The sequence below is a fragment of the Streptomyces sp. NPDC007907 genome, from assembly GCF_042959365.1.
In the GTDB taxonomy this organism is placed as follows: domain Bacteria; phylum Actinomycetota; class Actinomycetes; order Streptomycetales; family Streptomycetaceae; genus Streptomyces; species Streptomyces indiaensis.
This window is the reverse complement of sequence record NZ_JBIBKR010000010.1, coordinates 138,468-162,817: the sequence shown is the minus strand read 5'-3', so window position 1 is coordinate 162,817 and position 24,350 is coordinate 138,468. Positions and strand designations below refer to the sequence as shown.

Below are 24,350 nucleotides of genomic sequence, written 5' to 3'. Positions count from 1 at the left end.
CGGGATCCGGTCAGGCGGTCTCCTTGGCGAACACGTCAAGGAACGTCTCGCAGAACGCCTTCAGATCGTCCGGCTTGCGGCTGGTGACCAGCTTGTTCGCCCCGTGGTCACAGACCTGCACCTGCTGGTCGACCCAGGTGCCGCCCGCGTTGCGGATGTCCGTCTGCAGGCTCGGCCACGAGGTGAGGACCCGGCCGCGCACGACGTCCGCCTCGACCAGCGTCCACGGCGCGTGGCAGATCGCCGCCACGGGCCGGCCGTGCTCGAAGAAGTCCCGCACGAAGGCGACGGCCTTGTCGTCCATCCGCAGGAAGTCCGGGTTGGCGACGCCGCCCGGCAGCACGAGCGCACCGAACGAGTCCGGTGCGGTGTCGCCCACGACCTCGTCCACCGGGAAGGTGTCCGCCTTGTCGAGGTGGTTGAAGGCCTGGATCTCGCCCTGCTGCGTCGACACCAGCACGGGCTCGTGACCGGCGTCCTTCGCCGCCTGCCACGGATCGGTCAGCTCGATCTGCTCGACGCCCTCGGGTGCGACCAGAAACGCGATGCGCATGATGCTCAACGTCCTTTCCCGGAGCGAGCGGCGCTCCAGTGCGCCGCGTCGCCCCACACGTCGTTCTCGTAGTCCTCGTGAAGTGCGTGGTTCTCGCGGTTCTCGTGGTTGTCGTTGTGCTTGCGGATGTCGTTGTCGGTGCGGTCACCGAGGCGCTCGTTGCGCGCGTGTTTCCTGCGCCTGCGGCCCGCGCGCACGCAGCGCAGCAGTTCCTCGCCGTACGGCAGCAGCACGCACGTGCCGATGGCGGCCGCGATGCCCGCCAGGTAGCCGCGCGACAGCGGCCGCCTGCGAGGCACCAGGCGCCACGCGTCGGGATCGCCCCTGCCGCCCCGCAGGAGCGACGTGACCTGATCGGCGTGCAGGCACATGAGGGCGGCCAGTCCAGCGAACGGCAGGGACTCCAGAAAGCTGTGGATGTGCTGCTCGACCGGCTTGACCTCGCGCTCGCTGTCGACGGCCGTGCGGACGTCCCACAGCGCCGTCGCCTCGTGCACCGCGGCCCCGCCCAGCTGCACGCTCAGCAGCAGCGGATTGACCTCGTAGCGCAGCGTCAGCGCGATCGGGAGGCCTACCTCGGCCATCATCGGCGAGTGGATCAGGGACTCCTTGGTCCCCGCGGTGTCCTCGATGCGGGTCCGCCGGTGCATCACCCAGTCGGCCAGGCCCGGCACGAACCAGCCGGGCAGCAGTCCGTAGAGCAGGTACCGGGTCGTGGCGTCACCGACGTCGACGGTGACGCCGGAGGCGCTGATCCGCCGGGCCTGGTCCGTGCTCATGCGTCACCCCGGCTGTCGGGCTCGGCCCGGCTGATGTCCGCGAGCGCCGACGCGGGATCCTCGACCTCGGCCACGTCGCCCAGGCTGACCATCCCGACGGGCAGCCCGTTCTCCACCACGGGCAGGCGGCGCACCGCGTGCTCACGCATCAGTGTCACCGCGGTCGCCACCCGGTCGTCGGGTGTCACCGTCACCGGATTCCCCGTGCACACGCTCCAGGCGCTGACCGTCATCGGGTCGGCGCCGTCCGCGACGGCCCGTACGGTGATGTCACGGTCGGTGAGCACACCCATCACGTCCTGGCCCTCGGCCACCACCACGTCGCCGATGTTCTGCGTGCGCATCAGCTGCGCCGCCTCGACGAGTGAGGCATCCGGGCGCACCGCGACCACACCCGCCGTCATCACGTCCTTGACGTACTCGGCCATCACTCGGCCCTTCCCTCCGTTTCCATGCCGACGGGGGCGCCGCGGCGTGCCGCGGCGCCCCCGCCGCGGTCCCTACGCGTACTCCTCCGGCCCGGTCTCGCGAGCCCGGACCAGGGCCTGGGCCAGCTCTTGGACGTTGCCGTAGCGCTCCTGGCGCGGCAGCTCCTCCAGCGCTTCGACGAGGACGTCGGGCGCCCGGTGCTCGCGCAGCTCGCGAGTCAGTTCCCGCGAAGTCGCCGGAAACGCCTTGCGGCCCAGGATCCGGGCCAGTTCCAGCCGGACCGACTCCAATGACGTCGGCGCACGGCTCGGCGTCACCGGCCCGTGGGCGACCGGGGGGTCGTCCTCGGCGGTCGGCTCCGGGTCGTGCCACTCCTCACTGCGCGTGGGGTGCCCGGACCTGAGCAGACCCTGCAGTTCGTGCTTCATCTCCTCGTCCCGGTGGACGCTCAGCCGGTCGCTTCCTCGCTGCATGTCTCCCTCCAGACGTTCGGGGGCCCGCACCGCGTACCCGAACACCGCGGGGCGACACGGGTTCCGTCAGCCCGATCGCCGCCGCCGTACTGGTTTGCGCCATGCCCTGCGGGAGACCCGGACCGCACCCCCCACACCATCCTGGGGAAGGACACGTCATGGCGTTGCTCGCTGTGCTCATACCGCTGCTCATGCTCGGAGTGGTGCTGGTCCTGGGCCGCTACGAGGAGCTGCTGCTGCCACGGGAGGACGCCGACCGCGCTCAGTCGGCCGCCGTTCCGTCCACCGGCCCGGTGGTGGCCTCCTCACCCGCCCCGGCGGGAACCCCTGCTCCTTCACCCTGAGAACGCCCGCCCGTTCGGCCCGGCAGGCCGATCGAGCCGGTCGCGTACGGCAGTTCGTCCCGTAGAACCGAGTTCCTCTCCGGGTTTGCGGGTGGGGCCGGGGGGCAGGCGCCCCTCAGTGCTTCGGACAGGAGGCACGCCCGTGGAAGCGGCGTCACGCCACGCCACCGAGGCCCCTGTCCCACAGCGGATGCGCTTCCACGGTGACCGTCCAGCCCCGAGCACACTCAAGGGAATTGGGACGCATCATGCCGACCCGAACCAACGCCAGGCAGCACTCGCACGACGACGCCCCCGACACCGCCGAGGCCTTCCGCAGGCTGAGCTCGATGCGCGTCGGCCCGGAGCGCGACGCACTCCGCGACGAGATCGTCGAGGCCTGGCTGCCCATGGCGGACCGCCTCGCCGGACGCTTCCGCAACCGTGGCGAGAACGTCGAGGACCTGCGCCAGGTCGCCGCCCTCGGCCTCGTCAAGGCCGTCAGCCGGTACGACCCCGAGCGCGGCAACGCCTTCGAGAGCTACGCCGTGCCCACCATCACCGGCGAGATCAAGCGGCACTTCAGGGACCACATGTGGACCCTGCATGTACCCCGCCGCGTCCAGGACCTGCGCAACCGCGTCCGGGTCGCCGGCCAGGAACTGTCCCAGACCGTGTCCGGCCGGCAGCCCACCGTGGCCGAACTCGCCGAGCACGCGAACATGAGCGAGGAGGACGTCCGGGCCGGCCTGGAGGCGCTGGAAAGCTTCACCGCGCTGTCCCTGGACGCGGAGCTGCCCGGCAGCGAGGACGGGTACTCCCTGAGCGACGCGCTCGGATCCACCGACCCGGCCCTGGACACGGTCGTCGACCGCGAGGCCGTCAAGGACCGGCTGGCCGCCCTGCCCGAGCGGGAACGGGCCATTCTCCACATGCGGTTTTTCGGGGACATGACGCAGAGCCGGATCGCCGAGGAGCTGGGGATCTCGCAGATGCACGTGTCCCGGCTGATCAGCCGGTGCTGCGGCCGGGTGCGGGAGCAGGTCATGCGGGACGTCGCCTAGCACCGTAGGAGTGACGCGGTCGTGCGGTGAGCGTCGCGGGGGTTGCGCGGTCGTGTGGATGAGCGTCGTGGGGGTTGCGCGGTCGTGTGGATGAGCGCCGTAGGGGTTGCGCGGTCGTGCGGGTGCGGGTCCGTTGTGGCTTGGCGCGCCGTTCCCCGTGCCCCCGAGGCGTCGCGTGCGACGCGTTCCCGAGGCGCTGCGCTTCCCGCGCCCCCGGCGCGCTTCGATTCACTCGGTTGAGTGGCGCTGTCCCGCCAATGGGGCCGTGCCGCGCGCGACGCCATGGTGGCATGGCTGTCATGGCAGAGGGGTTTGACCACCGAAGGAGTCCCCTCGATGCGCCGCAGCCTGTACGCACTGTCCGTCACCGTCCTCGCCGGCACGGCCCTGGTGGGTTTCGCGCCGGCCGAGTTCTCCGAACCGGCCGCCGAGGTCAGTCCCGCCACCGTCCGGCCCGGAGACACGCTCACCGTCTCGGTCAGCTGCGACCCGACCGGGGGACCGCCGCCCGACAGCATCGACGCCACCTCGCAGGCCTTCGACGAGGGCACGGTGCCCCTGCAACGGGTCACCGGCAACGACGACGAGGTCTCCGGCCCGGCCTACCGGGGGACGGCCCTCATCGCCCCCGCGGAGAACTTCGAGGGTGACCCGGACGCCACGGGGGAGGACTCGGCGTGGACCGTCGACGGCATCTGCCCGGCCGCCCCCGGCGGTGAGGGCAAGCCGTGGAGCGCGACGTTCACCGTGACCCACGGCTCCGGGCCCGACAAGCCGTCGCACACACCCACGCACCCACCCACCCACAAGCCGTGCCCCGAGCCCTCGCACCACCGCGAGACGTGGCACTCCGAGTGCGGCGAGGCGCCGGTGCAGCGCGGAGTGCGGGCCGGTGACGGCGGTGCCTTCACCGACTCCGTACCGGCCCTGGCCGCGGGCGGGGTGCTGATCGCGGGCGCGTTCGGAGCCGCCGTGCACCGGCTGCGCAACCGGCGGAGCGACCCCCACCGCTGACCCGCCGGGCCTGGTCCACCGCCCCGGAGGACCAGGTCCTCTCCGCCCGGAAGACCCGGCTGACCGCCCCGGAAGACCACGGCTTCCCCGGCAGGGCCCGCTCATGCTGTGACCGTCACGACCCGCCGGACGCCCATGGGGCGGTGGCGCTCTGGGTACTCGGTGGCCGAGGGCACGCGCCGCACCGAACGGCCCACCCGAGTACGGACGGCGCACACCGCGGCGGCACGACACGGCGGCACAGGCACTGGCACTGCGGAGGTACGGATGCGGCGGACGGCCCCGGAAGGACACGGCCCCGTCCGGTTCGGGCCGCCGCTCCCCGACGACGGGCTGCCCGTCCTGCCGGAACTGTCCGCGGTCCTGGCCGCCGCCGCGTCCCGCGGCGGCCACGAGCCGGTCGGCGGCGGCCGGCCCCTGCGTGAGGCCGCCTGCGGGTACTGGGACCGGCGCGGACTGCACTGCGACCCGGACCGGGTGGCCGCCGCGCCCGGCTCTCCCGCCCTGCTGCTCGCCCTGACCGCGGCCCTCGACGGGGACGTCCTCGTGCCGAGACCCTGCGCCGCCTGGTGGGCGCCCTACGCACGGCTGCTGGGCCGCCCCGCCTTCCACGTGCCGACCCCGCCGGAGAGCGGCGGGGTGCCCGACCCCTACGCCCTGCTGGAGACCGTGCGCCGGGTGCGCGACGAGGGCGGCGACCCGCGCCTGCTCGTGCTGTCCGTCGCCGACGACCCCACCGCGACCGTCGCCCCGCCGGAACTGCTCCACGAGACCGTCGAGGCCGCCCAGGACGCCGGCCTGCACCTGGTCAGCGACGAGACCTGGCGCGACACCCTGCACGACCCCCACGACACCGTGCTGCTCAGCCCCGCCGAGATGGTGCCCGACCGGGTCACCGTCGTCACCGACCTGGCCGGGGCACTGCTCCCGCCCGGCTGGCCGGCCGCCGTGGCCCGCTTCCCCGCCGGGGAGGACGGCGACGGTCTGCACGCACGCGTCCTCGACATCCTCACCGCCCTCGACGCCCGGGTCGCCGCGCCCGTCGCCGCGGCAGCCGGGTACGCCCTGGGGGAGCCCGAGGCGGTCACCGCGCGCGTGGCGGCCGGCGTGCGCCTGCACGCACTCCTGGCCGCCGAGGTGCACTCCGCCGTCGTCGCTGCGGGCGCCCTCGCCCGGCCCCCGCGGTCCGGCCGCCACCTGTACGTGGACCTGGCCCCGCTGCGCCCCGCGCTGACCGCGCACGGCGTGGGCGACGCACAGGAACTGGAGGACTTCCTCACCGCACGCCTCGGCATGCCCGCCCCGGGCGGGCACCGCTTCGGCGACGGCCTCGAAGCCCCGCGCGTGCGGCTCTCCACCGGCGCGCTGGTGGCGGGCTCCGACGCCGAACGCGCGGAATGCCTCACCTCGCCCACACCGTTGGAACTGCCGCACGTGCACCAAGCGTTGATCCGACTGAAGTCGGTCTTCGACGATCTCCGCGACGACGCTCAGCGATGGGAGCCTCCTCGATGACGCAGCAGTCCGAGTCGACCACCAGCGCCACCACCCGGGCAGCCGACGGGCCCCCGCTCCCGTCGCCCGTCGCACCCCCGTACCCGCCCCTGGCCGAACCACGTCCCCTGGCCGAGCGGCGAGTGTGGCCGCGCACCTTCCACGACCGGCTGACCGCACCGCTCCCCGGCCTGAAGGCCATGGCCCGCTTCGCCCGCGAGGGCGCGGTCAGACCCGGCCCACAGGGTCTGGCCGACATCCCCCGGCTGCCCTACGCCCCCGGCCCGATGCCCCGCGTCGACGCCCGCACCGTCGCCGTCACCTGGGCGGGGCACGCCAGTTGGGTGCTCCGGATCGGCGGACTGACGGTCCTCACCGACCCGGTGTGGTCCCGCCGCATCCTCGGCACCCCGGCCCGCATCACCCCCGTGGGCGTTCCCTGGGAGGACCTGCCGCGCGTCGACGCCGTCGTCATCAGCCACAACCACTACGACCACCTCGACGCCCCCACGCTGCGCCGACTCCCGCGCGACACCCCGGTGTTCGTCCCGGCCGGGCTCGCCCGCTGGTTCCACCGCCGCCGGTTCATGCGCGTGACGGAGCTCGACTGGTGGGAGGCGGCCGAACTGGACGGCGTGCGCTTCGACTTCGTCCCCTCCCACCACTGGTCCAAGCGGACCCTCACCGACACCTGCCACAGCCTGTGGGGCGGCTGGGTCCTCACCGACCGGGACGGCCGGCGCGTCTACTTCGCGGGGGACACGGGCTACGGCCACTGGTTCTCCCGCATCGGCCGCCGCTACCCCGGCATCGACCTGGCCCTGCTGCCCATCGGCGCCTACGACCCCCGCTGGTGGCTCCGTGACGTGCACTGCGACCCGGAGGAAGCGGTCCGAGCGGCCCAGGACCTGGGCGCGACCAGGATGGCCCCCATGCACTGGGCCACGTTCGTCCTCTCGGCGGAGCCGGTCCTGGAGCCCCTCACCCGGGTCCGCGCGGCCTGGGACAAGGCGGGCCTGCCCCGGGAAAACCTGTGGGACATGCCGATCGGCGCGTCAAAGGTGCTGTAGAGGTGCAAGGGGCGCGGGGAACTGCGCGAAGAACCAGCACGCACCCGCACCATGAAGGACAACCGCAACCCCCACGGCGCTACGGCAACCGCAACCCCCACGGCGCTACCGCACCCGCCGCACAACAGCCGGCACCGCACTGATCAGCAACGTCAGCCCGATCGCCGCCACGACACCCTCCCACGGCTCGTCGAACAACGCCCCCCCGAGGATCCCGACCAGCTGGTACGTCACGGCCCACGCCAGACACGCCGGGAAGTTCCCCCGGGCGAACCTCCGCATCGGCCACTCCGCCAGCAGACACGCCAGCATCACCGGAATCCGCCCGGCCGGCACCAGCCGGGACAGCACCAGCACGGCGACCCCGTGCGCCGCGAGCTTCTCCTGCGCCTGCTCCAGCCGGTCCTCGGGTGCCCGCGACCGGATGCCGTTCAGCCACCGCGACCCGTTCTTCGACTTCAGCCCCCGCCGCCCCAGCCAGTACAGCGCCGCGTCCCCCAGGAACGCCGCCAGCGACGCCGTCAGGAACACCATCGCCAGCGAGAACGGCGCCGTCCGGTGCATGGCGACCACCGCCGCCGAACTCACCAGCGCACCGGTCGGAATCACCGGCACCAACGCCCCGGCCAGCACCAGCAGGAACAGCGTCGGGTAGCCGATAGCCTGCTGCGTGGACGCCGGAACCACGGACGCGGGTGTGACGGCCGATGCTGCGAGCAGGGGCGCGAGCGCCAAAGGCGCGCAAGAGCTCACCGCGCGGTCTCCAGGCGCACGCTCTCCCCGTGCCCGAGCCGGTGCACCGACACCGCCGGCGCGTGACGGGCCGCCAGCCGCACGAACTCGTCCCCCGGCGCGTGGAACTCGTGGGGGCGCACGGCGTCCATGCCGATCGGCCAGTACGTGCCGTAGTGCACCGGCACCGCACTGCGGGGCGCCAGCCGGGCCAGCGCCTGCGCCGCCCGGCCCGCGTCCAGGTGCCCCTCGCCCAGGTACGGTCCCCAGCCGCCCACCGGCAGCAACGCCACCTCGACCGGCCCGACCTCCTCGGCCATGTCGTCGAACAGGCCCGTGTCCCCTGCGAAGTACGTCCGGGCCTCGCCGGATATGACATAGCCGAGCGCGGGGGAGCGGTGCGGCCCGAACGGCAGCCGCCGCCCGTCGTGCCGCGCGGGCACCGCCCGTACGACGATGTCGCCGACCGGGGTCTCGTCCCCGGGGGCCACCTCGCTCACCCGCAGGTGCGTGAGCCGGCGCAGACCCGGAACCGCCCGGCGCGCGCCCCGGGGCACGAGCAGGCGCGTGCCCTCGGCGAGCCGCATCAGCGACGGCACGTGCAGGTGGTCGGCGTGCAGATGCGACACCAGCGCCACGTCCGCGCGCGGGGCGCCCGGCGGCGGCAGAGCCCCGCGCCGGCGGCGCAGGTGTGCGAGCCGGCGTGCGAACAGAGGATCCGTGAGCACGCGCACGTTCGAGTCCTGCACGGTGCAAGTGGCGTGACCCCACCAGGTGATCTCCACCGGCACTTCTTTGCCTCCTTCGCGCGACTCCCCCGAAGCCTACGTGCAGGAGTAGGGTCGGCGGCGAAACCGGAGGTGAGGGGGGACGCCATGGTGCCGGTGCGGGTCACGGCGATCGCGAGTCTGACGCCGCTGGAGGAGCTGGACGACGATCCGTTCCTCGTCGACTCCCGCAGTCAGCACGCGATGTGCGCCCGCTGGGCCGCCGAGCGGGGCTACGTGGTCAGCCGGGAGTTACTGGTCCGGGGGCTGCGCCCCGACCACGGCGCCCTGTGGGACGGAGTCCGGCCCGGCCTCGACCTGTTCGTGGCGCCCAGCCGCCGGGTCCTGGAGAGTGCGCTCGCCTCCGTCGAGGAGTTCACCGCCGAATGTGCCCGGCGCGGTGTACGCGTGGAGACCGTGGGGCATGCGGAGCCTGCGTACGACGCGGCGATGAAGGCGTGCGTGCACCGGCGGCTGTCGATGCCGACGGCCGGCTACGACGGGCGCTGAAGCCGTCCCCTCACCGGTGTGCGGTCCGGGGACGAACCGGCGCGACCGGGCGTTGAGACACTGTGGGGGAGGACCCGCGGCTTCCGCGGGCCAGGGACGTGAGGTGGCTGGGCGTGCGGGGCGTGCGGTGGCGGCGGGTCGCCAGTCAGGTGGGGCGGAGCGTCGCCGTGTGGGCGGTCTCCACCGTCACCATGCTCGTACTCGCCGGGATCCTCCCGGACTTCCGCCTCCGCTCGGAGAACGGCGACAGCGCGACGGACATAGCCGTCACGGCGGCCTTCGGGGCCGGCGCCTTCGGTCTGCTGTCGGCCCTGGTGTGGCCGCTGCTCGTGCGGCTGCTGCTCCTCGTACCGGCGCTGGTGCTGGGGCTGCTGGTGTTCTTCCTGAACGGCGCCCTGCTGCTGCTCGCCCTGCACCTCAACCCCGCCGAGCGCGGCGCCGCCGCGCCGGAGACCGCCGTCGTGGTCGCCGCCGTGATGTCGGCCGTGGCGTCCGCGACCGGCGCCGCCCTGGCCGTGCGCGACGACGACGCCTACCGCCGCAGGCTGTACCGCCTCTCCGACCGCCGCCGCCGCTCCGCCCCGCCCTCCCCGGCCGGTCCCGGCACGGTCTTCGTCCAGCTCGACGGCGTCGGCCACGACACCCTGCTCGACGCGGTCGGCAAGGGGCTGATGCCCACCGTCGCCCGCTGGCTCGACACCGGCGACGGCGGCCGCCCCACCCACCGGCTCACCCCCTGGCGTACCGACTGGTCCAGCCAGACCGGCGCCAGCCAGCTCGGCATCCTGCACGGCAGCAACCACGACGTCCCCGCCTTCCGCTGGTACGAGAAGGACACCCGCGAGGTGGTCGTCTGCAACCGCCCGACCAGCGCCGCCGAACTGCAGCGCCGCGCCGTCGAGCACGCGGGGCACGGCGGGCTGCTCGCCGTCGACGGCGCCAGCCGCGGCAACCTGTTCAGCGGCGGCGCCGAACAGCAGGCCCTCGTGCTGTCCATCGCGGCCCGCAGACGCAGCCGCGAGAACCGCTCCCGCGCGGGCTACTTCGCCTACTTCTCCGACCCGGCCAACGCGGTGCGCACGGCGCTCTCCTTCATCGCCGAGGTCGGCCGTGAGGTCGGCCAGTCCACCCGGGCCCTCCTGCGCAAGCAGCGCCCGCGCGTCTCCCGCGGCGGCCTCTACCCCCTCGTCCGGGCCTTCGCGACGGTCGTCGAGCGGGACGTCGTCGTCGCCGCCGTCACGGGCGACATGCTCGTCGGCCGTACGGCCGTCTTCGCCGATCTGGTGGCCTACGACGAGGTCGCCCACCACTCCGGCCCGGCGAGCCGCGACGCGCAGAAGGTCCTCGAACGCCTCGACCGCTCGCTCGCCCTGATCGAGAACGTCGCCGAGCACGCCCCGCGTCCGTACCGGATCGTCGTGCTGTCCGACCACGGCCAGAGCCCCGGCGAGACCTTCCGCTCCCGCTACGGCCTCACCCTCGGCGACCTGGTGCGGGCCGGCTGCGGCATGCCCGTGCCGCGCAAGGCGGAGCGCACTCGCAGCGGGGCCGAGGCCCGCGCCGCCGTGCGCGCCGCGCTGCGCTTCCCCGTCGCGGAGACCGGCGACCAGCACCGCCCCGCGCGCGGTTCCGAACCGATCGTGCTGGCCTCCGGCAACCTCGGCCTGGTCTCCTTCCCGGACGTCCCGCACCGGATGAGCAAGGAGGAGATCGACGCCCGTCACCCCGCGCTGCTGCCGACCCTCGCCAACCACCCCGGGGTCGGCTTCCTGCTGGTCCGCAGCGAGGAGCACGGAGGTGTCGTCCTCGGCGCGTACGGCGCCGAGATCCCGCTGGCCGACCTCGACGACAATCCCGGCCCGCTCGCCCCCTTCGGCCCGGGCGCCGCCGACGCCGTACGCCGTACGCACTCCTTCCCGCACACCGCCGACGTCATGGTCAACTCCTTCCACGACCCGGCCGACGGCGAAGTTCTCGCGTTCGAGGAGCAGATCGGCTCCCACGGCGGCCTCGGCGGCGCCCAGGGCAGACCCTTCCTGCTGTCCCCGCTCGGCGTCTCGGCACCGGTCGGCGAGGACGAGGAACTCGTCGGCGCCGAGCACGTGCACCGGGTCCTGCGGCGCTGGCTGCGCGAGGCGAACGGACCGCAGGTGCCGCTGACGGCCACCGAGGAGGAACACGCCGCCTGACAGGCGGCACCACCCGGCCGCCGGACCGTACGCACACCGTCCCAGAGGACAGGTCTTCCGCGTGAGTTGAGCCGTAGTGTGATCGGATGGGGGACACGGGGCCCGGAGACGGGCCCGCACGCGAGTCCGCACGCGAAAGGAAGAACTCGTGGCTACCACGCGCTCCGCACACACGGTCTGGGAAGGCAACCTGCTCGAGGGCAACGGTGTCGTCACCTTCGACTCCTCCGGTGCCATCGGCGAGCAGCCGGTCACGTGGGCCTCGCGCGCCCAGGAGGCGAACGGCAAGACCAGCCCCGAGGAGCTGATCGCGGCCGCCCACTCCAGCTGCTTCTCCATGGCCTTCTCCAACATCCTCAACAAGGCCGGGACGCCGCCCACCAAGCTCATCACCTCGGCCGACGTCTCCTTCCAGCCCGGTGAGGGCATCACCGGCATCCACCTCACCGTCGAGGGCACCGTCCCCGGCATCGACGAGGCGGCCTTCCAGGCCGCCGCCGACGAGGCCAAGGTCGGCTGCCCGGTCAGCCAGGCCCTCAAGGCCACGCCCATCACGCTGACCGCCAAGCTCGCCTGACCTGCGGCACCTGGCGTCGCGCGGGCCGGCCCACCGGGGGCGGCCCGCGCGGCCTCGTCGGTTCACCACCCCCGGCCGGGGTAGGAACCAGACGCCTGGAACACCGGGCCGGAAGGAGCGCGATGCTGCCCGGCTTCCCTTCGACGTCCTCGTCGTGATCGGATACGTCCTGCTCGGACGGGTCCGCACCCGCTCCGGCTCCCTGCTGCCCGCATCCGCCGACGACTTCGCGCCCGTGCCACCGCCCCGCTCGCCCTCCGGGAACCGACGGCCATGACGCCCCGCCCCGCCGTCTCCGCCCACCGGGGCGGCTCCGAACGCGCCGGTCCCGCCACCTGGGAGGCGTACGAGGACGCGATCGCGTCCGGCGCGGAGTACGTCGAGTTCGACATCCGCCGCACCGGGGACGGAGTCCTCGTCGTCTACCACGACCCCCGGGTCGGCCCGGCCGGGCCGCCGTTGGCGCGGGTCACCCACGCCGAGCTGTGCGACCGGGCCGGATACGCCGTGCCCGTGGTGGACGACGTCATGGCCCTGATCGCCGGGAAACTCGTGGCCCACCTCGACCTCAAGGAGATCGGCTACGAGCGGGAGGTGATCGACCGGGCCGTCGCCCTGCTGGGAGCGGACGGGCTGGTCGTGACGACGCTGGAGGACTGCTCCGTCGCGGCCGTCACCCGGGGCTTCCCCGAAGTGCGCACCGCCCTGTCCCTCGGCCGTGACCGCAGAGAGCTCGCCCTGGCCCGGCTGCCCGGGACCCGGCTGAGCGAGCTGTTCCCGGCCCGCCGCATCCGGGCCTGCGGGGCCCACGGCGTCGCCGTGCACCAGCGGCTGGCCAGGACCAATGTGCTGCGCGAGGCGACCCGGCGCGGCCTGTTCACCATGGTCTGGACCGTCAACGACGACAGCCTCATGCGGTCCTTCCTCACCCACCCGCGCGTCGACGTGCTCGTCACCGACCGGCCCCGGCGCGCCGTCGCGCTGCGCGGACCGATCACCCGCTCGCGGCATTGACAACGGCGCACTCAAGTTTTGTGCTGGAGTGTGGGACGGGTCGTCGCCCTGGCGGAAGGGGACAGCGATGGGACGAGCGGTCGGGATCGACCTCGGAACCACGAACTCGGTGGTCGCGGTGCTGGAGGGCGGCGAGCCCACGGTCATCGCCAACGCGGAGGGGGCCAGGACCACACCCTCGGTCGTGGCGTTCGCCAAGAACGGCGAGGTCCTCGTCGGAGAGGTGGCCAAGCGGCAGGCCGTGACGAACGTGGAGCGCACCGCTCGCTCGGTCAAGCGGTACATGGGCGACGCGCACTGGCGTTTCCCGGGCGAGGGTGACGTGGACGGCACCCGCTACCGGGCCCAGGAGCTGTCCGCGCGGGTGCTGCAGAAGCTCAAGCGGGACGCCGAGTCCTACCTCGGAGAGGACGTCACCGACGCGGTGATCACCGTCCCCGCCTACTTCGACGACACCCAGCGGCAGGCCACCAAGGAGGCCGGTGAGATCGCGGGCCTGAAGGTGCTGCGCATCATCAACGAGCCGACGGCCGCGGCCCTCGCGTACGGCCTGGACAAGGAGAACGACCAGACGGTCCTCGTCTTCGACCTCGGCGGCGGCACCTTCGACGTGTCGCTGCTGGAGATGGGCGAGGGCGTCATCGAGGTCAAGGCCACCAACGGCGACACGCACCTCGGCGGCGACGACTGGGACCAGCGGATCGTCGAGTACCTGATCAAGCGGTTCAAGGGCCAGTACGGCGTCGACCTCACGGGCGACAAGATGGCGGTGCAGCGGCTGCGCGAGGGCGCCGAGCGGGCCAAGATCGAGCTGTCCAGCTCGACGGAGACGACCATCAACCTGCCCTACATCACGGCCTCCTCCGAAGGGCCCCTGCATCTCGACGAGAAGCTGACCCGGGCCCAGTTCCAGGAGCTCACCGCCGATCTGCTGGACCGCTGCAAGGCGCCCTTCCACCAGGCGGTGAAGGACGCCGGCGTGCAGCTCTCGGCGATCGACCACGTCATCCTCGTCGGCGGCTCCACCCGGATGCCCGCGGTGACCGACCTGGTCAAGGAACTCACCGGGAAGGAACCGCACAAGGGCGTCAACCCCGACGAGGTCGTGGCCGTGGGCGCGGCGCTCCAGGCGGGTGTCATCCGCGGCGACGTCAAGGACGTGCTGCTGCTCGACGTCACCCCGCTGTCCCTGGGCATCGAGACCAAGGGCGGCATCATGACGAAGCTCATCGAGCGCAACACGACCATTCCGACCCGGCGTTCGGAGATCTTCACGACGGCCGCCGACAACCAGCCCTCCGTCGGCATCCAGGTCTACCAGGGCGAACGGGAGATCGCCGCGTACAACAAGAAGCTCGGTGTCTTCGACCTGACGGGCCTGCCGCCGGCGCCGCGCGGTGTGCCGCAGATCGAGGTGGCGTTCGACATCGACGCCAACGGGATCATGCACGTCTCCGCGAAGGACATGGCGACCGGCCGCGAGCAGAAGATGACCGTGACCGGCGGTTCGGCCCTGCCCAAGGACGACATCGACCGCATGATGCGCGAGGCCGAGCAGTACGCCGAGGAGGACCGCGCCCGGCGCGAGGCCGCCGAGACACGCAATCAGGCCGAGCAACTGGTCTACCAGACCGAGAACTTCCTCCGCGAGAACGGCGACCGGATCCCGGCCGACACGAAGTCCGAGGTCGAGTCGGCCGTCGCCGAGGTGAAGGAGCGACTGGAACAGCAGGCGGACACCGCGGCCCTGCGCGCCGGTGTCGAGAAACTCGCCTCCGTCAGCCAGAAGATGGGCCAGGCGATGTACGCCCAGGCGCAGCAGCCCCAGCCCCCCACCGAGGGGCCCTCCACCGCCTCATCCGATGAGGAGGGAGTGGTCGACGCGGAGATCGTGGACGAGGAGAAGCACACCGGGGACGAGAAGGCAGGCCCCGCCCAGGGCTGAACCGCTGGGGGCGAGGGGCCCTGGCGGAAGGCGGCGACATGGGCGGCACCTGTCGGGGCCGAACCGCCGCGGGCGAATGCGGCCGGCGTCCACCCGCAGGCCGGCATCACTGCCCCCCCGCCGCGCCGGCACCAGGACGCTGCGGCCGAAACCCGGACGCCGGTGTCGACGACCAGATGCCGCAGGCCCTGGGGCGTGCCCGCGACGGCCACCCGCCCTGCGGTGCCCGGCACGCCTAGCGGAACGCCGCGGCGTTGCGGTGGGCCCAGTGGGTGAAGGGGTGGGGTGCGCGGCCCAGTACTCGCTCCACGTCGGGGCTGACGCGCTGCTCCGCGGGAGTGGGCTCGCCGAGGATGGCGAGGGTCGTCTCCACCACGGGCCCGGGCATGAACTCCAGCAGCTGCGCACGGGCCTCCTCACGCGTCTGCTCGACGAAGCGGACCGGTTCGCCGAGGGCCTCCGCCAGTGCCTCGGCGCGTTGGCGGGGCGTGCTCAGGGCGGGCCCGGTCAGCTCGTAGACCTGCCCGGTGTGCCCGTTCTCCCGCAGGGCCGTCGCGGCGACCTCGGCGATGTCGTCGGGGTCGATCACGGGCAGACCGACGTCACCGAACGGCGCGGCGACGGTCCGCCGGGTACGGACCGGACCGGCCCAGGCGTAGGCGTTGGAGGCGAAACCGCCGGGGCGCAGGATCACCCAGTCCAGGCCCGACCGCCGCACGGCGTCCTCGATGGCCCGTCCGACACTCCCGTGGGAGACCGACTCCGGACGGGTCGCCACCCCCTGGGAGGACAGCAGTACGACGCGCCGGACTCCGCCGGCCCGGGCGGCGTCGAGGATCCGCCCGGGGTCGAGCAGGTGCGCGGCGGCTCCGCCGTTCTGCAGGAACAGCGCGTCGGCGCCGTCCAGCACGGGACGGAGACTGCCGGCGTCGGTCAGATCGGCCGGGCGCGCCTGGACGCCTTCCGGCACGTCCGCGTCCGAGACCCTCCGCGAGGTCGCGGTCACCTTCTCCCCGGCCCCGGCGAGGGCCTGTACGAGTGATCGGCCCACGTTTCCGGTCGCACCGGTCACCACGATCATGAGCAACTCCCCTGTCACACGGCCTGGTTGCCGATGTCGTGGACGCTAGCACCGCCGATATAGTAGGTACCTAGAGGAAAGTGACTATCCCAAAGGGGCGCGCATGGCCACTCACACGACCGGGGCGGCGTCCGCCGCGACTTTGCCGGAACTCGCCTGCCCGATCAGCGCGGTCGTGGACATCGTGTTCAGCCGGTGGACCACGCCCATCCTGTGGACTCTCCACACCCACGGCCGGCAGCGCTTCGTCGAGGTGGAACGGCGCATCGGCACCATCACGCCGAAGGTGCTGACCCAGCGCCTCAGGCAACTGGAACGGGACGGCCTGGTCGTCCGCACATACCACCCCGAGGTCCCGCCCAGGGTCGAGTACGAGATCAGCGAGCTCGGCCGCAGCCTCGCCCCGCTCTTCGCGCACCTCGCCGACTGGTCGGCCGCCCATCTGGAGAAGGTCGAGCAGGCCCGCCACGCCTACGACAGCGAGAACTAGTGCCGCGGCAGGCAACGTTTGCCCGTGAAGGAGCGGCGTCCGGTGCGGCGAGAGGGCGTGCCGGGCGTCGCGACCGGGCGAACGTTGCCTGCCGCGGCACTAGCGCCCCGTGGCCACCGGCGGCAGCGTCGCGCACACCGCGTCCAGGACCGTCGCGTACGGCGTGCCGAAGTCGGTGAGCTTCGACCGGAGCAGGTCCAGGCCGTCCCGGTGCTCCGCGAGCAGCTCGGTGTCGCCGGTGCGGGCCGCGCACTCCAGGACCGCGGGCAGGAAGTCCGGCGGCTCCTCACCGGTCGTCTCCAGGCCGTGCGCGCGGTACAGCTCCTCGGACGGTGCCGGGGCCGCCTCGCGCCAGGCGCTCAGATACAGGCTGTGGTCCTGCCCGGCCTCGAACACCTCCACGTAGTGCGCGGCCAGCTCCCGCGGCGGGGTGACGGCCGCGTGGTCGGCGAACTCCCGCAGCTGTGGGGCGGCTTCACGCAGCAGCGGCAGCCGGGCGCGGAAGCCGTCGTCGGGGTACATCAGGCACAGCGCGGCCGCCTGGTACAGCAGCTCGAATCCGGGCATCGGACCTCCTTCACGTGCGCTCGCCCGCCCGTGCGGTCATCCCGACGCTAGGGGCGGGCCGGGGGGCACACCTGCCGACGGCGCCCGTACGGGTCAGAACCCGTCCCATGACGTCGAGGGCGGGGCCGCAAGGCTCAGTAGCGCTCGCGGTACTCCCGCAGCAGTTCCTCCGTGCGCTGCGCGGAGCCCGCCCGGGCCGTCATGTGGTCCAGCACCTCCAGGTGCGCGGAGACCTCCTTGCGGGAGTCCAGGTACAGCGCGCCGGTCAGGTACTCCGTGAAGACCATGTCGGGCAGCTCCGGCTCGGCGAAGCGGAACAGCGAGAACGGGGCGTACGTCCCCGGGTGGGGGCCGTCCGCGAACTCCGCGATCTGCAGGGTGACCCGGTCGCGCCCGGCGTACTCCAGCAGCTTGTCCAGCTGGTCGCGCATCACCCGGCCGTCCGCGCTCACCGGGCGGCACAGCACCGTCTCGTCCATGATGACCCACAGGTGCGGTGGGTTCGGCCGGTCCAGGAGCCGCTGGCGCTCCATGCGCAGCGACACGTGCCGGTCCACGGCCTCGGGCCCGGCGTTCGCGATGGTGCCGCCCTGCAGCACGGCCCGGGCGTACCCCTCGGTCTGCAGCAGCCCCGGCACGAAGTGCGGCTCGTACGACCGGATGATCCGGGCCGCGCCCTCCAGGCTCACGTACAGGCTGAACCACTCCGGCAGCACGTCGTGGAACCGCTGCCACCAGCCCGGCCGGTTCGCCTCCTCGGCGAGGTCGACGAAGGCGGCGACCTCGTCCGCCGCCACCCCGTACGCCGTCAGCAGGATCTGCACGTACGGGATCTTCAACGCGACGTCGGCGGTCTCCATCCGCCGGACCGTCGCCGGGGCGACCCGCAGCACCTTCGCGGCCTCGTCCCGACTGAGACCCGCGGCCTCCCGCAGCTCCTGAAGCCGCTTGCCCAGGACCACCTGGCCCACGGTGGGTGCGGCCCGCCGTTCACTCACGCCACGCCTCCCCAACGTGCCCAAGCCTGCGATCAGTCTGTCACGGACGGTCGGCGGCGTGACAGGGCCCGGAGCGAGAAGATCGCCGGAAGCGGAGGCGTCAAGCGGGCATGACCTCGCGGGTAATCGACCGGACGCCACCCGGAAGGGATCGTGGACGCACCGGGTCCCGGGCCGGCGCACTCCGCCCCGGGACCCGGCCCCAGCCGCCGCACCACGACCCGAATGAGGGTGATTCCCCATGTCCGCGTTCCAGCTCGCCGCACTCGCCCGCACCCGTGAGCCGCAGTCGATGCTGCGCCGCTTCCTCGCCCTGGACGCCGTCGTGACCGGCGGCAACGCGCTCGCCTATCTCGCGTTCTCCGGCCCGCTCGGGCGGTTCCTCGGCGCCGACGCCACGCTGCTCCTCGCCCTGGGCGCGTTTCTCGCCGTCTACGCGGCGGGCGTGGGCCTGCTGGCCGCCCGCCGACAGCCGCCGGCGGGCGGCGTGCGGGCCGTCGTCGAGGCCAACCTCGCCTGGGCGGTGGTGAGCCTCGTGGCCCTGGCGCTGTGGCTCTCGCCCAGCACGCCGGGAGCGGTGTGGACGGTGCTCCAGGCCCTGGTCGTGGCCGGCTTCGCGGCCCTGCAGCACACGGCGCTGAAGGCCCGTCAGGACACCAGCGTCTGAAGGTACTTGGCGGTCGCCGGGTCGGCCGGGAGCAGCGTCTCGATGGCCAGCTCGGCGACCGTCACGTCCATCGGCGTGTTGAACGTGGAGATCGACGAGATGAACGACAGTGTGCGCCCCTCGTGCTCGATCCGCAGCGGCAGCGCGAAGTACGGCACCGGCTCGTCCGGCTCGTCCGCCGGATCCGCGTCGGGCACCGGATACGCCGCCACCTCCTCGTACAGCGCCCGCAGCGGCTGCGAGCGGTGCAGGGCGATCTGCCGCTCCATCTGCTCCAGCAGATGACCCCGCCAGGCGCGCAGATTGCGGATGCGGGGTGCGAGGCCCTGCGGGTGCAGGGCCAGCCGCATCGCGTTCAGCGGCGGTGCGAGCAGTTCCTCGCCGACACCCTCGACCAGCGTCATCACCCCCCGGTTGGCGGCCACGACGTCGTACAGCGCGTCCACCACCAGGGCCGGGTACGGCTCGTAGCCACCGATCAGCCGCTCGATGCCCTCCCGCAGCGCGCCCAGCGCCGGGTCCTCCAGGGGGGTCTCCGGATAGCGGGGGGCGTAACCGGCCGCCAGCAGCAGCGCGTTGCGCTCCCGCATCGGCACGTCCAGATGCTCGGCCAGCCGCAGCACCATGTCCTCGCTGGGCCGGGAACGGCCGGTTTCCACGAAGCTGATGTGCCGGGCCGAGGAGTCCGCGCGCAGGGCCAGCTCCAGCTGGCTGACCCGCCGCTGCTCCCGCCAGGCCCGCAGCAGCGGGCCCACGCCCCGCTCGGCGGTGGACGGGTGAGTGGTCATGCCGGGACCGTAGTCGAGATCCGGTCGTCCCGGACAGACGCACCGTCTGACCAGGGCTTCGGCCGCCCCCTTGTGGCAGGCTGAGAGGACACCGGGGACACAGCAGTCTGGGAAGGAGCGCAGCCCATGCCCGTCGAACCGCTGTCGCAGAAAGAGGTCGAGGACCGGCTGGCCGAGCTGCCGGGCTGGTCGCTCGACCAGGACCGACTCGTCCGCTCCTACCGGCTCGGCTCGCACTTCTCGGCGACGGCGATGGTCGTGCACATCGCCCAGGTCCAGGAGGAACTGAACCACCACTCCGACCTCACGCTCGGTTACAACACCGTCTCCCTGTCCGTGCACACGCACAGCGCGGGCGGCGCCGTCACCGAGAAGGACTTCGAGCTCGCCCGCAGGGTGGAGGACCTCGCCCCCGGGCACGGGGCACACTGACCGGGTGCTCGACTACGACAAGGAAGCGGAGCGGTACGACGCCTCGCGCGGCGGCGAGCCCCGGGCGGCCGCCGCCGCACAGGGCGTCCTGAGCCTCGTACCGCCGGACACGCGCCGTCTGCTCGACGTCGCCTGCGGCACGGGCATCGTGACCCGCCGGCTCGCCGCCGCCCGCGACCACATGAGGGTGACCGGCGTCGACCTCGCCGCGGCCATGGCCCGGCAGGCCTCCACCCGGCTCCCCGGTGCCGTCGTACGCGCCGACAGCCGCCGGCTGCCCTTCCGGGACGGGCAGTTCGACGCCGTGTGCACCGTGTGGCTGCTGCACCTGGCCGCCGGGCCCGCCGAGGTGCGGGCCTTCGTCGCCGAGTGCGCCCGGGTGCTGCGCCCCGGCGGCGTCTACGTCACCACGGTCGACAAGGCCGCCTCCCACAACGTGGGCAGTGACATCGATGTCGTGCTGTCCTCCCGGCCGCCCGGCCCGGTCCGGGACGCGGCGGCGGACGTCGAGTCCTGCGCCGCCGCCCACGGCCTGGTCCCGGCCGGACAGGCCCGCTTCACCGGTCACGGCCAGGGCCGCAGCCCCCGCCGTACGATCGCCGACCTGCGCAGGGGCTGGTTCGTCACACTGCCGCCGGGCCACCCCCTCGCCGACGGATTCGCCGACCGCCTCGCCCGGCTCCCCGACCAGGACCGGCCACGCCCCGACCCGGTGTTCAGCCTGCGGTCGTTCCAGAAGGCCGGGTGAACTCCATGATCCAGTTGGTCACCCAGGTGTCCCCGGCGTCGACGGAGAACACCTGCTCCCAGCGGGCGGACGTGGCGGAGACGCCCGACCAGACGAACCGCGCCCGGATGTCCTTGCCGTCGTAGGTGTCGTCGCCGTGGAACGTCCCGATGCCCCCCTCGAACCGGCCGACGACCGGCGGGAACAGCGTCCCACTGATGCTGGAGGCCCAGTACAGGGACCACTGCTCCCTCTCCCGGTCGAAGAGCCGCAGCGTCGCCCCCTTCGCCGACAGGTGCGGCATGCCGGACGGCGGCGGAACTGGAGGAGCGGTACGGCAGTGCGCCCCCTTCCGCCGGTGACCGCCCGCTCAGACAACCGCGCAGGTCCGCTCACCCAGCTTGTAGGCCAGATTCCTCCCGGAGCGGTTGAAGACGATGCCGGGCACGAACCCGCCCCCGTCGATCCGGGCGCTCTTCCCGGCGTAAGGGGGACGTGCGAGGGCCGGGCGGCTCCCCGTGCTGAGGGGCCGCCCGGCGGGTCGGCCTCGTCGTCAGGTGACGAGAACGAACGCAGAGCTTCGGACGCACCTGCTTCTCGGGGGCGCGGGGCTGCATCGATATGCGGCTCCGCCGCGTGGTCGCGACCAGCCCCGACGGACCCGCAGTCGGCCACGGCCCCACCCGCGGAGCGCCCGGCGGCGCTATTCGAGAAGCTCCGCGTACGAGCCCATGGCCAGGGCGATGTCCGCCTGGGCCCAGAACCGGTGATACGTGAACGACGGAACCGCACCGCCCGCGAGATAGCTCTCGACCTTGGACCAGGCCGGGTCGTCCTCGTAGAAGGAGCGGATCGACTCGAACGTCGACGACGAGCTGATCGCGTCACCGTTCGGCATCGTGCCCGTCCAGCCGCTCGGGATGAACACCCGGTCGCCGAAGCGGTTGTAGTCGGCCCGGTTCTCCGGGACCGCGACGCCGAGGGCGTCCTGGTGGTTGGCCCACATGCCGTCCAGCAGCTTCTTCGCCGCCGCCGCGGCCTCCGTGTCACCGGAGCGGTCCGCGTAGTACGTCAGGGTCTTGGCGTACGCGGCCGCCACACCGACGTCGTCGGTGTAGTCGGCGACGGTGACGTGCAGGCCGCTGTTGGCGCCGGGGCTGGAGGCGTTCCAGGTGTCGGGCTGGCCCGACCACTGCAGCGTCGACGGGATGCGGAACGTGCCGTCCGGGTTGAACGTGGTCTTGGACAGCGCCCAGTCGACCCACTTGTCGAGGACCGTCTTGGCCTGCGCGTTCCCCGTCTGCTGGTACAGCTCGGCGACGCGCTCCACGGACCACGCCTGGAAGCCGAACCACTGGTTGGACGGCGGGTCGTGGTACACGGGCTTCTCGTCGTAGTACATGCCGTGGAACGTCGACTTGCCCGACGGCGGGGTCGCGTACCGGCCCGCCCAGCTGTTGGTCGCACCGCCCGCGATGGCGCCCTCGTCCGACTGCAGCCAGCGGTAGAACTCCAGCTGCCGGTCCATGGACTTGGCCCAGTCCGCCGCGCCCGTCGCCGACTTCGGCTTCAGCGGCGCGTAGTTGGCGAGCGCGTAGGCGGCCAGGGGGTTCTGGTAGCCGCCGTGGGCGTGGCTGGAGCCGATGCGCCAGGCCCAGCCGGCGTTCGTGTCGGTGGCGCCGCCCCAGGCGTAGTACCAGGACATCAGGTAGAACGAGGCGTCCTTGCCGGTGCCCGCCGGACAGGCCGCGGGCCCGACACAGTTGCCCACCTTCTTGAAGTACTTGTCGTACATCGAGTAGCGCAGGTAGTCGCCCATCTTCGCGGCCTTGCCGACCGTCGCGGAAACGGCGGAGCCCTTGCCCTGCTCCTTCGCCCACAGGTCCGCCCAGTAGGCGGCCTGCACGGCCCGCGCGTCGGCGTCCGGGGCGTTGGTGAACTTCCACTGCTTGGCGTAGGAGGCGTCACCGGTGAACAGGTCGAGATAGCCGTTCTTGCCGCCGTACTTGAAGGCGTCGCACGTCGGCTGCGGCACCGTCTCCCACACCGACTCCTGCGCGCCGCGCTGGAAGGTGTTGATGTACGACGGGCCGGTGTCCGCCGGGCCCGCCTCGCACTTGCCGGGCGCGTTGCCGTAGCCGTAGACGTTGTCGACGTCCTGCAGCCAGTGCATGCCGTAGACGTCGTCCGTGCCGTACGCGCTCTTCAGCTCGGCGGCGATCGGGTCGCGGCCGACCGGGACACCGCTGTCGAGCTTGGCCGGGTACGCGTCGGGCGTGTCCAGTTCGGGCGCGTAGGTGGCCGGCTTGGAGGCGTTGTAGAACGCGTTGGTCGGCTGGTCGGCGTGAGTGGGGATCATGTACTTCTCCATGAGGTCCCAGGCGCCGTTGAACTTCGACCAGTCACCCGTCACCTTGCCGTACATGGCCTGGAGCCACAGGAGGTAGCTGTACGCCTCCGAGGTGGTCTCGTGGCCGTGGTCCGGGGCCTCGACGATCAGCGTCTCGACCGAGTGGTAGGGGATGCCCTCGGGGGAGAAGTAGCCGTTCGCCGGGTTGGTGATCTTCCCGTAGAGCTCCAGGAAGCGGGCGTCGTAGACCTTCGCCGCCGCCAGCTGCGTCACGGTGACCGAGGCCTTGGCGTGGCCCGCGGCCGTCGACTCGAACACGGCCGATCCGGTGCCCGAGTCGGCGGCCGTGACGGTCACCTTCTGCGCGGTGTTCCAGTTCTGCGGCGTGAAGGTGAGCGAGGCGCCGGCCGAGACCGACAGCCCCGAGTTGCCGCTCGCGCGGGCCGACGTCACCGTCACGTTGGAGGCGGGCTGCTTGGACAGCTTCACCTCGTAGGTGCCCGACTTGCCGGACTGGACGCCCAGTTGGGGCGGCGAGGCGACGACGGTCGGGCCGGAGGAGACGGTGATGCCGACCGGGGTGGAGTCCGCGGATGCGCCCATGCTGTCGTACGCCTTCGCCACCAGCGAGTGACTGCCCACGGCCAGGTCGGAGACGGACAGGGCGTAGGGCGCGCTCGTGTCCGTGCCCAGCAGCTTGGTGTCGTCGTAGAACTCCACCTTGCTGATCGTGGCGTCGTCCGCGGCGGCGGCGGTGGCCGCCAGCGGCACCGCCTGGCCCTGGGTGTAGACGGCGCCCGCGCTCGGACTGGTCAGCACGGTGATCGGCGGCTGGTGCGCGCCGGTGCAGGGCGTGCCGTTGACCGAGAAGGACGTGGGCGCGGTGTTGGAGCCGCTGTAGGAGAACTGGGCACCGGTGGAGACGGCGGCGCCCGCCGCGATCCGCCCGTTGTGGGAGGCGTTCTTCACGGTGATGTTCTGGCCGGCCTGCGACCAGGTGCCGTTCCAGCCGTTGCCCAGCTTCTGGTTGCCGGAGTAGGCGTAGGTCAGCGTCCAGCCGTCGATGACGTCCGTGCCGCGGTTGGTGAGGGTCAGGTCCACCGTGAAACCTGAGCCCCAGTCGTTCGTCTTGTGGTCGACACTGCACTGGAGTGCCGCCGCCTGCGCGGGAGTCGACCCTGAGGAGAGCATCGTCAGCGGAAGGGCGAGAGCGGCGAGCGCGGCGGTCCACAGACGCCGCGCGGCTCTCCGCCTCCGGGGTGGGGGATGCATGGTGCTGGTTCCTCCTTGCGGCTCGGAGAAGTCAAGGCCTGAACC

26 protein-coding genes are annotated in these 24,350 nt (G+C 72.6%); 14 read left to right on the top strand and 12 right to left on the bottom strand.

Annotated features, from left to right (window positions below; translation table 11 throughout):
• Positions 1–10: 10 nt before the first annotated feature.
• The 4 genes from ACFZDI_RS34580 to ACFZDI_RS34565 form a co-directional block, all read right to left on the bottom strand.
• Positions 11–553: a type 1 glutamine amidotransferase domain-containing protein gene (locus ACFZDI_RS34580; RefSeq protein ID WP_234850321.1), complete on the bottom strand. Its 543-nt coding sequence runs from the start codon at positions 551–553 to the stop codon at positions 11–13.
• A gap of 5 nt (positions 554–558) precedes the next feature.
• Entirely contained in the window at positions 559–1,332 is a 774-nt protein-coding gene (locus ACFZDI_RS34575; protein ID WP_391256250.1) for a diguanylate cyclase, read from the bottom strand.
• Complete coding sequence (locus ACFZDI_RS34570) at positions 1,329–1,760, bottom strand: CBS domain-containing protein (protein WP_234850320.1); 432 nt, start codon at positions 1,758–1,760, stop codon at positions 1,329–1,331. Before ACFZDI_RS34570 ends, ACFZDI_RS34575 begins: the two co-directional genes overlap by 4 nt.
• Positions 1,761–1,832: 72 nt before the next feature.
• Positions 1,833–2,234 carry a DUF2795 domain-containing protein gene (locus tag ACFZDI_RS34565; RefSeq protein ID WP_391256245.1) on the bottom strand — a complete coding sequence of 134 codons (402 nt, stop codon included), beginning with the start codon at positions 2,232–2,234 and terminating at the stop codon, positions 1,833–1,835.
• A 158-nt stretch (positions 2,235–2,392) separates the two neighbouring features.
• Here ACFZDI_RS34565 and ACFZDI_RS34560 point away from each other — a divergent pair, with 158 nt between their 5' ends.
• The 5 genes from ACFZDI_RS34560 (at position 2,393) to ACFZDI_RS34540 (ending at position 7,199) form a co-directional block, all read left to right on the top strand.
• The gene (locus tag ACFZDI_RS34560) at positions 2,393–2,578 is read left to right on the top strand and encodes a hypothetical protein (protein WP_234850318.1); all 186 of its coding nucleotides are present in this window, start codon (positions 2,393–2,395) and stop codon (positions 2,576–2,578) included.
• 248 nt (positions 2,579–2,826) lie between these two features.
• Entirely contained in the window at positions 2,827–3,621 is a 795-nt protein-coding gene (locus ACFZDI_RS34555) for an RNA polymerase sigma factor SigF (protein ID WP_234850317.1), read from the top strand.
• A 336-nt stretch (positions 3,622–3,957) separates the two neighbouring features.
• Positions 3,958–4,635, top strand: coding sequence for a hypothetical protein (locus ACFZDI_RS34550; protein ID WP_344368098.1), 678 nt, complete (start codon positions 3,958–3,960; stop codon positions 4,633–4,635).
• A gap of 267 nt (positions 4,636–4,902) precedes the next feature.
• Positions 4,903–6,150, top strand: a complete 1,248-nt coding sequence (locus tag ACFZDI_RS34545; protein ID WP_391256240.1) for an aminotransferase class I/II-fold pyridoxal phosphate-dependent enzyme — start codon at positions 4,903–4,905, stop codon at positions 6,148–6,150.
• On the top strand, positions 6,147–7,199 hold the full coding sequence (locus ACFZDI_RS34540; protein ID WP_391256237.1) for an MBL fold metallo-hydrolase: 1,053 nt from the start codon (positions 6,147–6,149) through the stop codon (positions 7,197–7,199). The genes ACFZDI_RS34545 and ACFZDI_RS34540 overlap by 4 nt, the downstream gene beginning before the upstream one ends.
• Positions 7,200–7,304: 105 nt before the next feature.
• Here the strand turns inward: ACFZDI_RS34540 and ACFZDI_RS34535 are convergent, their stop codons facing one another.
• Both ACFZDI_RS34535 and ACFZDI_RS34530 read right to left on the bottom strand, forming a co-directional pair.
• Positions 7,305–7,886, bottom strand: a complete 582-nt coding sequence (locus ACFZDI_RS34535) for a VTT domain-containing protein (RefSeq protein ID WP_391256235.1) — start codon at positions 7,884–7,886, stop codon at positions 7,305–7,307.
• 62 nt (positions 7,887–7,948) lie between these two features.
• The gene (locus ACFZDI_RS34530; RefSeq protein WP_234847739.1) at positions 7,949–8,722 is read right to left on the bottom strand and encodes an MBL fold metallo-hydrolase; all 774 of its coding nucleotides are present in this window, start codon (positions 8,720–8,722) and stop codon (positions 7,949–7,951) included.
• 84 nt (positions 8,723–8,806) lie between these two features.
• Here ACFZDI_RS34530 and ACFZDI_RS34525 point away from each other — a divergent pair, with 84 nt between their 5' ends.
• The 5 genes from ACFZDI_RS34525 (at position 8,807) to dnaK (ending at position 14,933) form a co-directional block, all read left to right on the top strand.
• A complete protein-coding gene (locus ACFZDI_RS34525; protein WP_030843767.1) occupies positions 8,807–9,208 on the top strand; it encodes a hypothetical protein in 402 nt (133 codons plus the stop codon).
• 113 nt (positions 9,209–9,321) lie between these two features.
• Complete coding sequence (locus ACFZDI_RS34520) at positions 9,322–11,397, top strand: phage holin family protein (RefSeq protein ID WP_391256230.1); 2,076 nt, start codon at positions 9,322–9,324, stop codon at positions 11,395–11,397.
• A 148-nt stretch (positions 11,398–11,545) separates the two neighbouring features.
• Positions 11,546–11,974 (top strand): OsmC family peroxiredoxin, encoded by a 429-nt coding sequence (locus ACFZDI_RS34515; protein ID WP_062930137.1) that lies wholly within the window; start codon positions 11,546–11,548, stop codon positions 11,972–11,974.
• A 273-nt stretch (positions 11,975–12,247) separates the two neighbouring features.
• Complete coding sequence (locus ACFZDI_RS34510; protein ID WP_391256227.1) at positions 12,248–12,988, top strand: glycerophosphodiester phosphodiesterase family protein; 741 nt, start codon at positions 12,248–12,250, stop codon at positions 12,986–12,988.
• 67 nt (positions 12,989–13,055) lie between these two features.
• Positions 13,056–14,933 (top strand): molecular chaperone DnaK, encoded by a 1,878-nt coding sequence (gene dnaK, locus ACFZDI_RS34505; RefSeq protein ID WP_391256224.1) that lies wholly within the window; start codon positions 13,056–13,058, stop codon positions 14,931–14,933.
• A 235-nt stretch (positions 14,934–15,168) separates the two neighbouring features.
• Here dnaK and ACFZDI_RS34500 read toward each other — a convergent pair whose 3' ends face one another.
• A complete protein-coding gene (locus ACFZDI_RS34500) occupies positions 15,169–16,014 on the bottom strand; it encodes an NAD(P)H-binding protein (RefSeq protein WP_391256221.1) in 846 nt (281 codons plus the stop codon).
• A gap of 103 nt (positions 16,015–16,117) precedes the next feature.
• On the opposite strand from ACFZDI_RS34500, the gene ACFZDI_RS34495 reads away from it, so the two are divergent.
• Complete coding sequence (locus ACFZDI_RS34495) at positions 16,118–16,504, top strand: helix-turn-helix domain-containing protein (protein ID WP_234847734.1); 387 nt, start codon at positions 16,118–16,120, stop codon at positions 16,502–16,504.
• Between the two features lie 99 nt (positions 16,505–16,603).
• Here the strand turns inward: ACFZDI_RS34495 and ACFZDI_RS34490 are convergent, their stop codons facing one another.
• Both ACFZDI_RS34490 and ACFZDI_RS34485 read right to left on the bottom strand, forming a co-directional pair.
• A complete protein-coding gene (locus ACFZDI_RS34490) occupies positions 16,604–17,071 on the bottom strand; it encodes a nitrate reductase molybdenum cofactor assembly chaperone (protein WP_234847733.1) in 468 nt (155 codons plus the stop codon).
• Positions 17,072–17,205: 134 nt separating this feature from the next.
• Positions 17,206–18,069, bottom strand: coding sequence for a helix-turn-helix transcriptional regulator (locus ACFZDI_RS34485; protein WP_234847732.1), 864 nt, complete (start codon positions 18,067–18,069; stop codon positions 17,206–17,208).
• A gap of 241 nt (positions 18,070–18,310) precedes the next feature.
• On the opposite strand from ACFZDI_RS34485, the gene ACFZDI_RS34480 reads away from it, so the two are divergent.
• Positions 18,311–18,736 carry a hypothetical protein gene (locus ACFZDI_RS34480; RefSeq protein ID WP_391256217.1) on the top strand — a complete coding sequence of 142 codons (426 nt, stop codon included), beginning with the start codon at positions 18,311–18,313 and terminating at the stop codon, positions 18,734–18,736.
• Here ACFZDI_RS34480 and ACFZDI_RS34475 read toward each other — a convergent pair.
• On the bottom strand, positions 18,718–19,524 hold the full coding sequence (locus ACFZDI_RS34475) for a helix-turn-helix domain-containing protein (RefSeq protein WP_391256214.1): 807 nt from the start codon (positions 19,522–19,524) through the stop codon (positions 18,718–18,720). The two genes, ACFZDI_RS34480 and ACFZDI_RS34475, sit on opposite strands and share 19 nt — an antisense overlap.
• A 126-nt stretch (positions 19,525–19,650) precedes the next feature.
• Here ACFZDI_RS34475 and ACFZDI_RS34470 point away from each other — a divergent pair, with 126 nt between their 5' ends.
• Together ACFZDI_RS34470 and ACFZDI_RS34465 are read left to right on the top strand one after the other, a co-directional pair.
• Positions 19,651–19,956 carry a 4a-hydroxytetrahydrobiopterin dehydratase gene (locus tag ACFZDI_RS34470; protein ID WP_234847729.1) on the top strand — a complete coding sequence of 102 codons (306 nt, stop codon included), beginning with the start codon at positions 19,651–19,653 and terminating at the stop codon, positions 19,954–19,956.
• A 4-nt stretch (positions 19,957–19,960) separates the two neighbouring features.
• Positions 19,961–20,704, top strand: a complete 744-nt coding sequence (locus ACFZDI_RS34465) for a methyltransferase domain-containing protein (protein WP_391256210.1) — start codon at positions 19,961–19,963, stop codon at positions 20,702–20,704.
• Here the strand turns inward: ACFZDI_RS34465 and ACFZDI_RS34460 are convergent.
• Both ACFZDI_RS34460 and ACFZDI_RS34455 read right to left on the bottom strand, forming a co-directional pair.
• Positions 20,673–20,987 carry a hypothetical protein gene (locus ACFZDI_RS34460; RefSeq protein ID WP_391256208.1) on the bottom strand — a complete coding sequence of 105 codons (315 nt, stop codon included), beginning with the start codon at positions 20,985–20,987 and terminating at the stop codon, positions 20,673–20,675. The genes ACFZDI_RS34465 and ACFZDI_RS34460 overlap by 32 nt on opposite strands.
• A gap of 399 nt (positions 20,988–21,386) precedes the next feature.
• Positions 21,387–24,305, bottom strand: coding sequence for a glycoside hydrolase family 48 protein (locus ACFZDI_RS34455; RefSeq protein WP_391256206.1), 2,919 nt, complete (start codon positions 24,303–24,305; stop codon positions 21,387–21,389).
• Positions 24,306–24,350 lie beyond the last annotated feature (45 nt).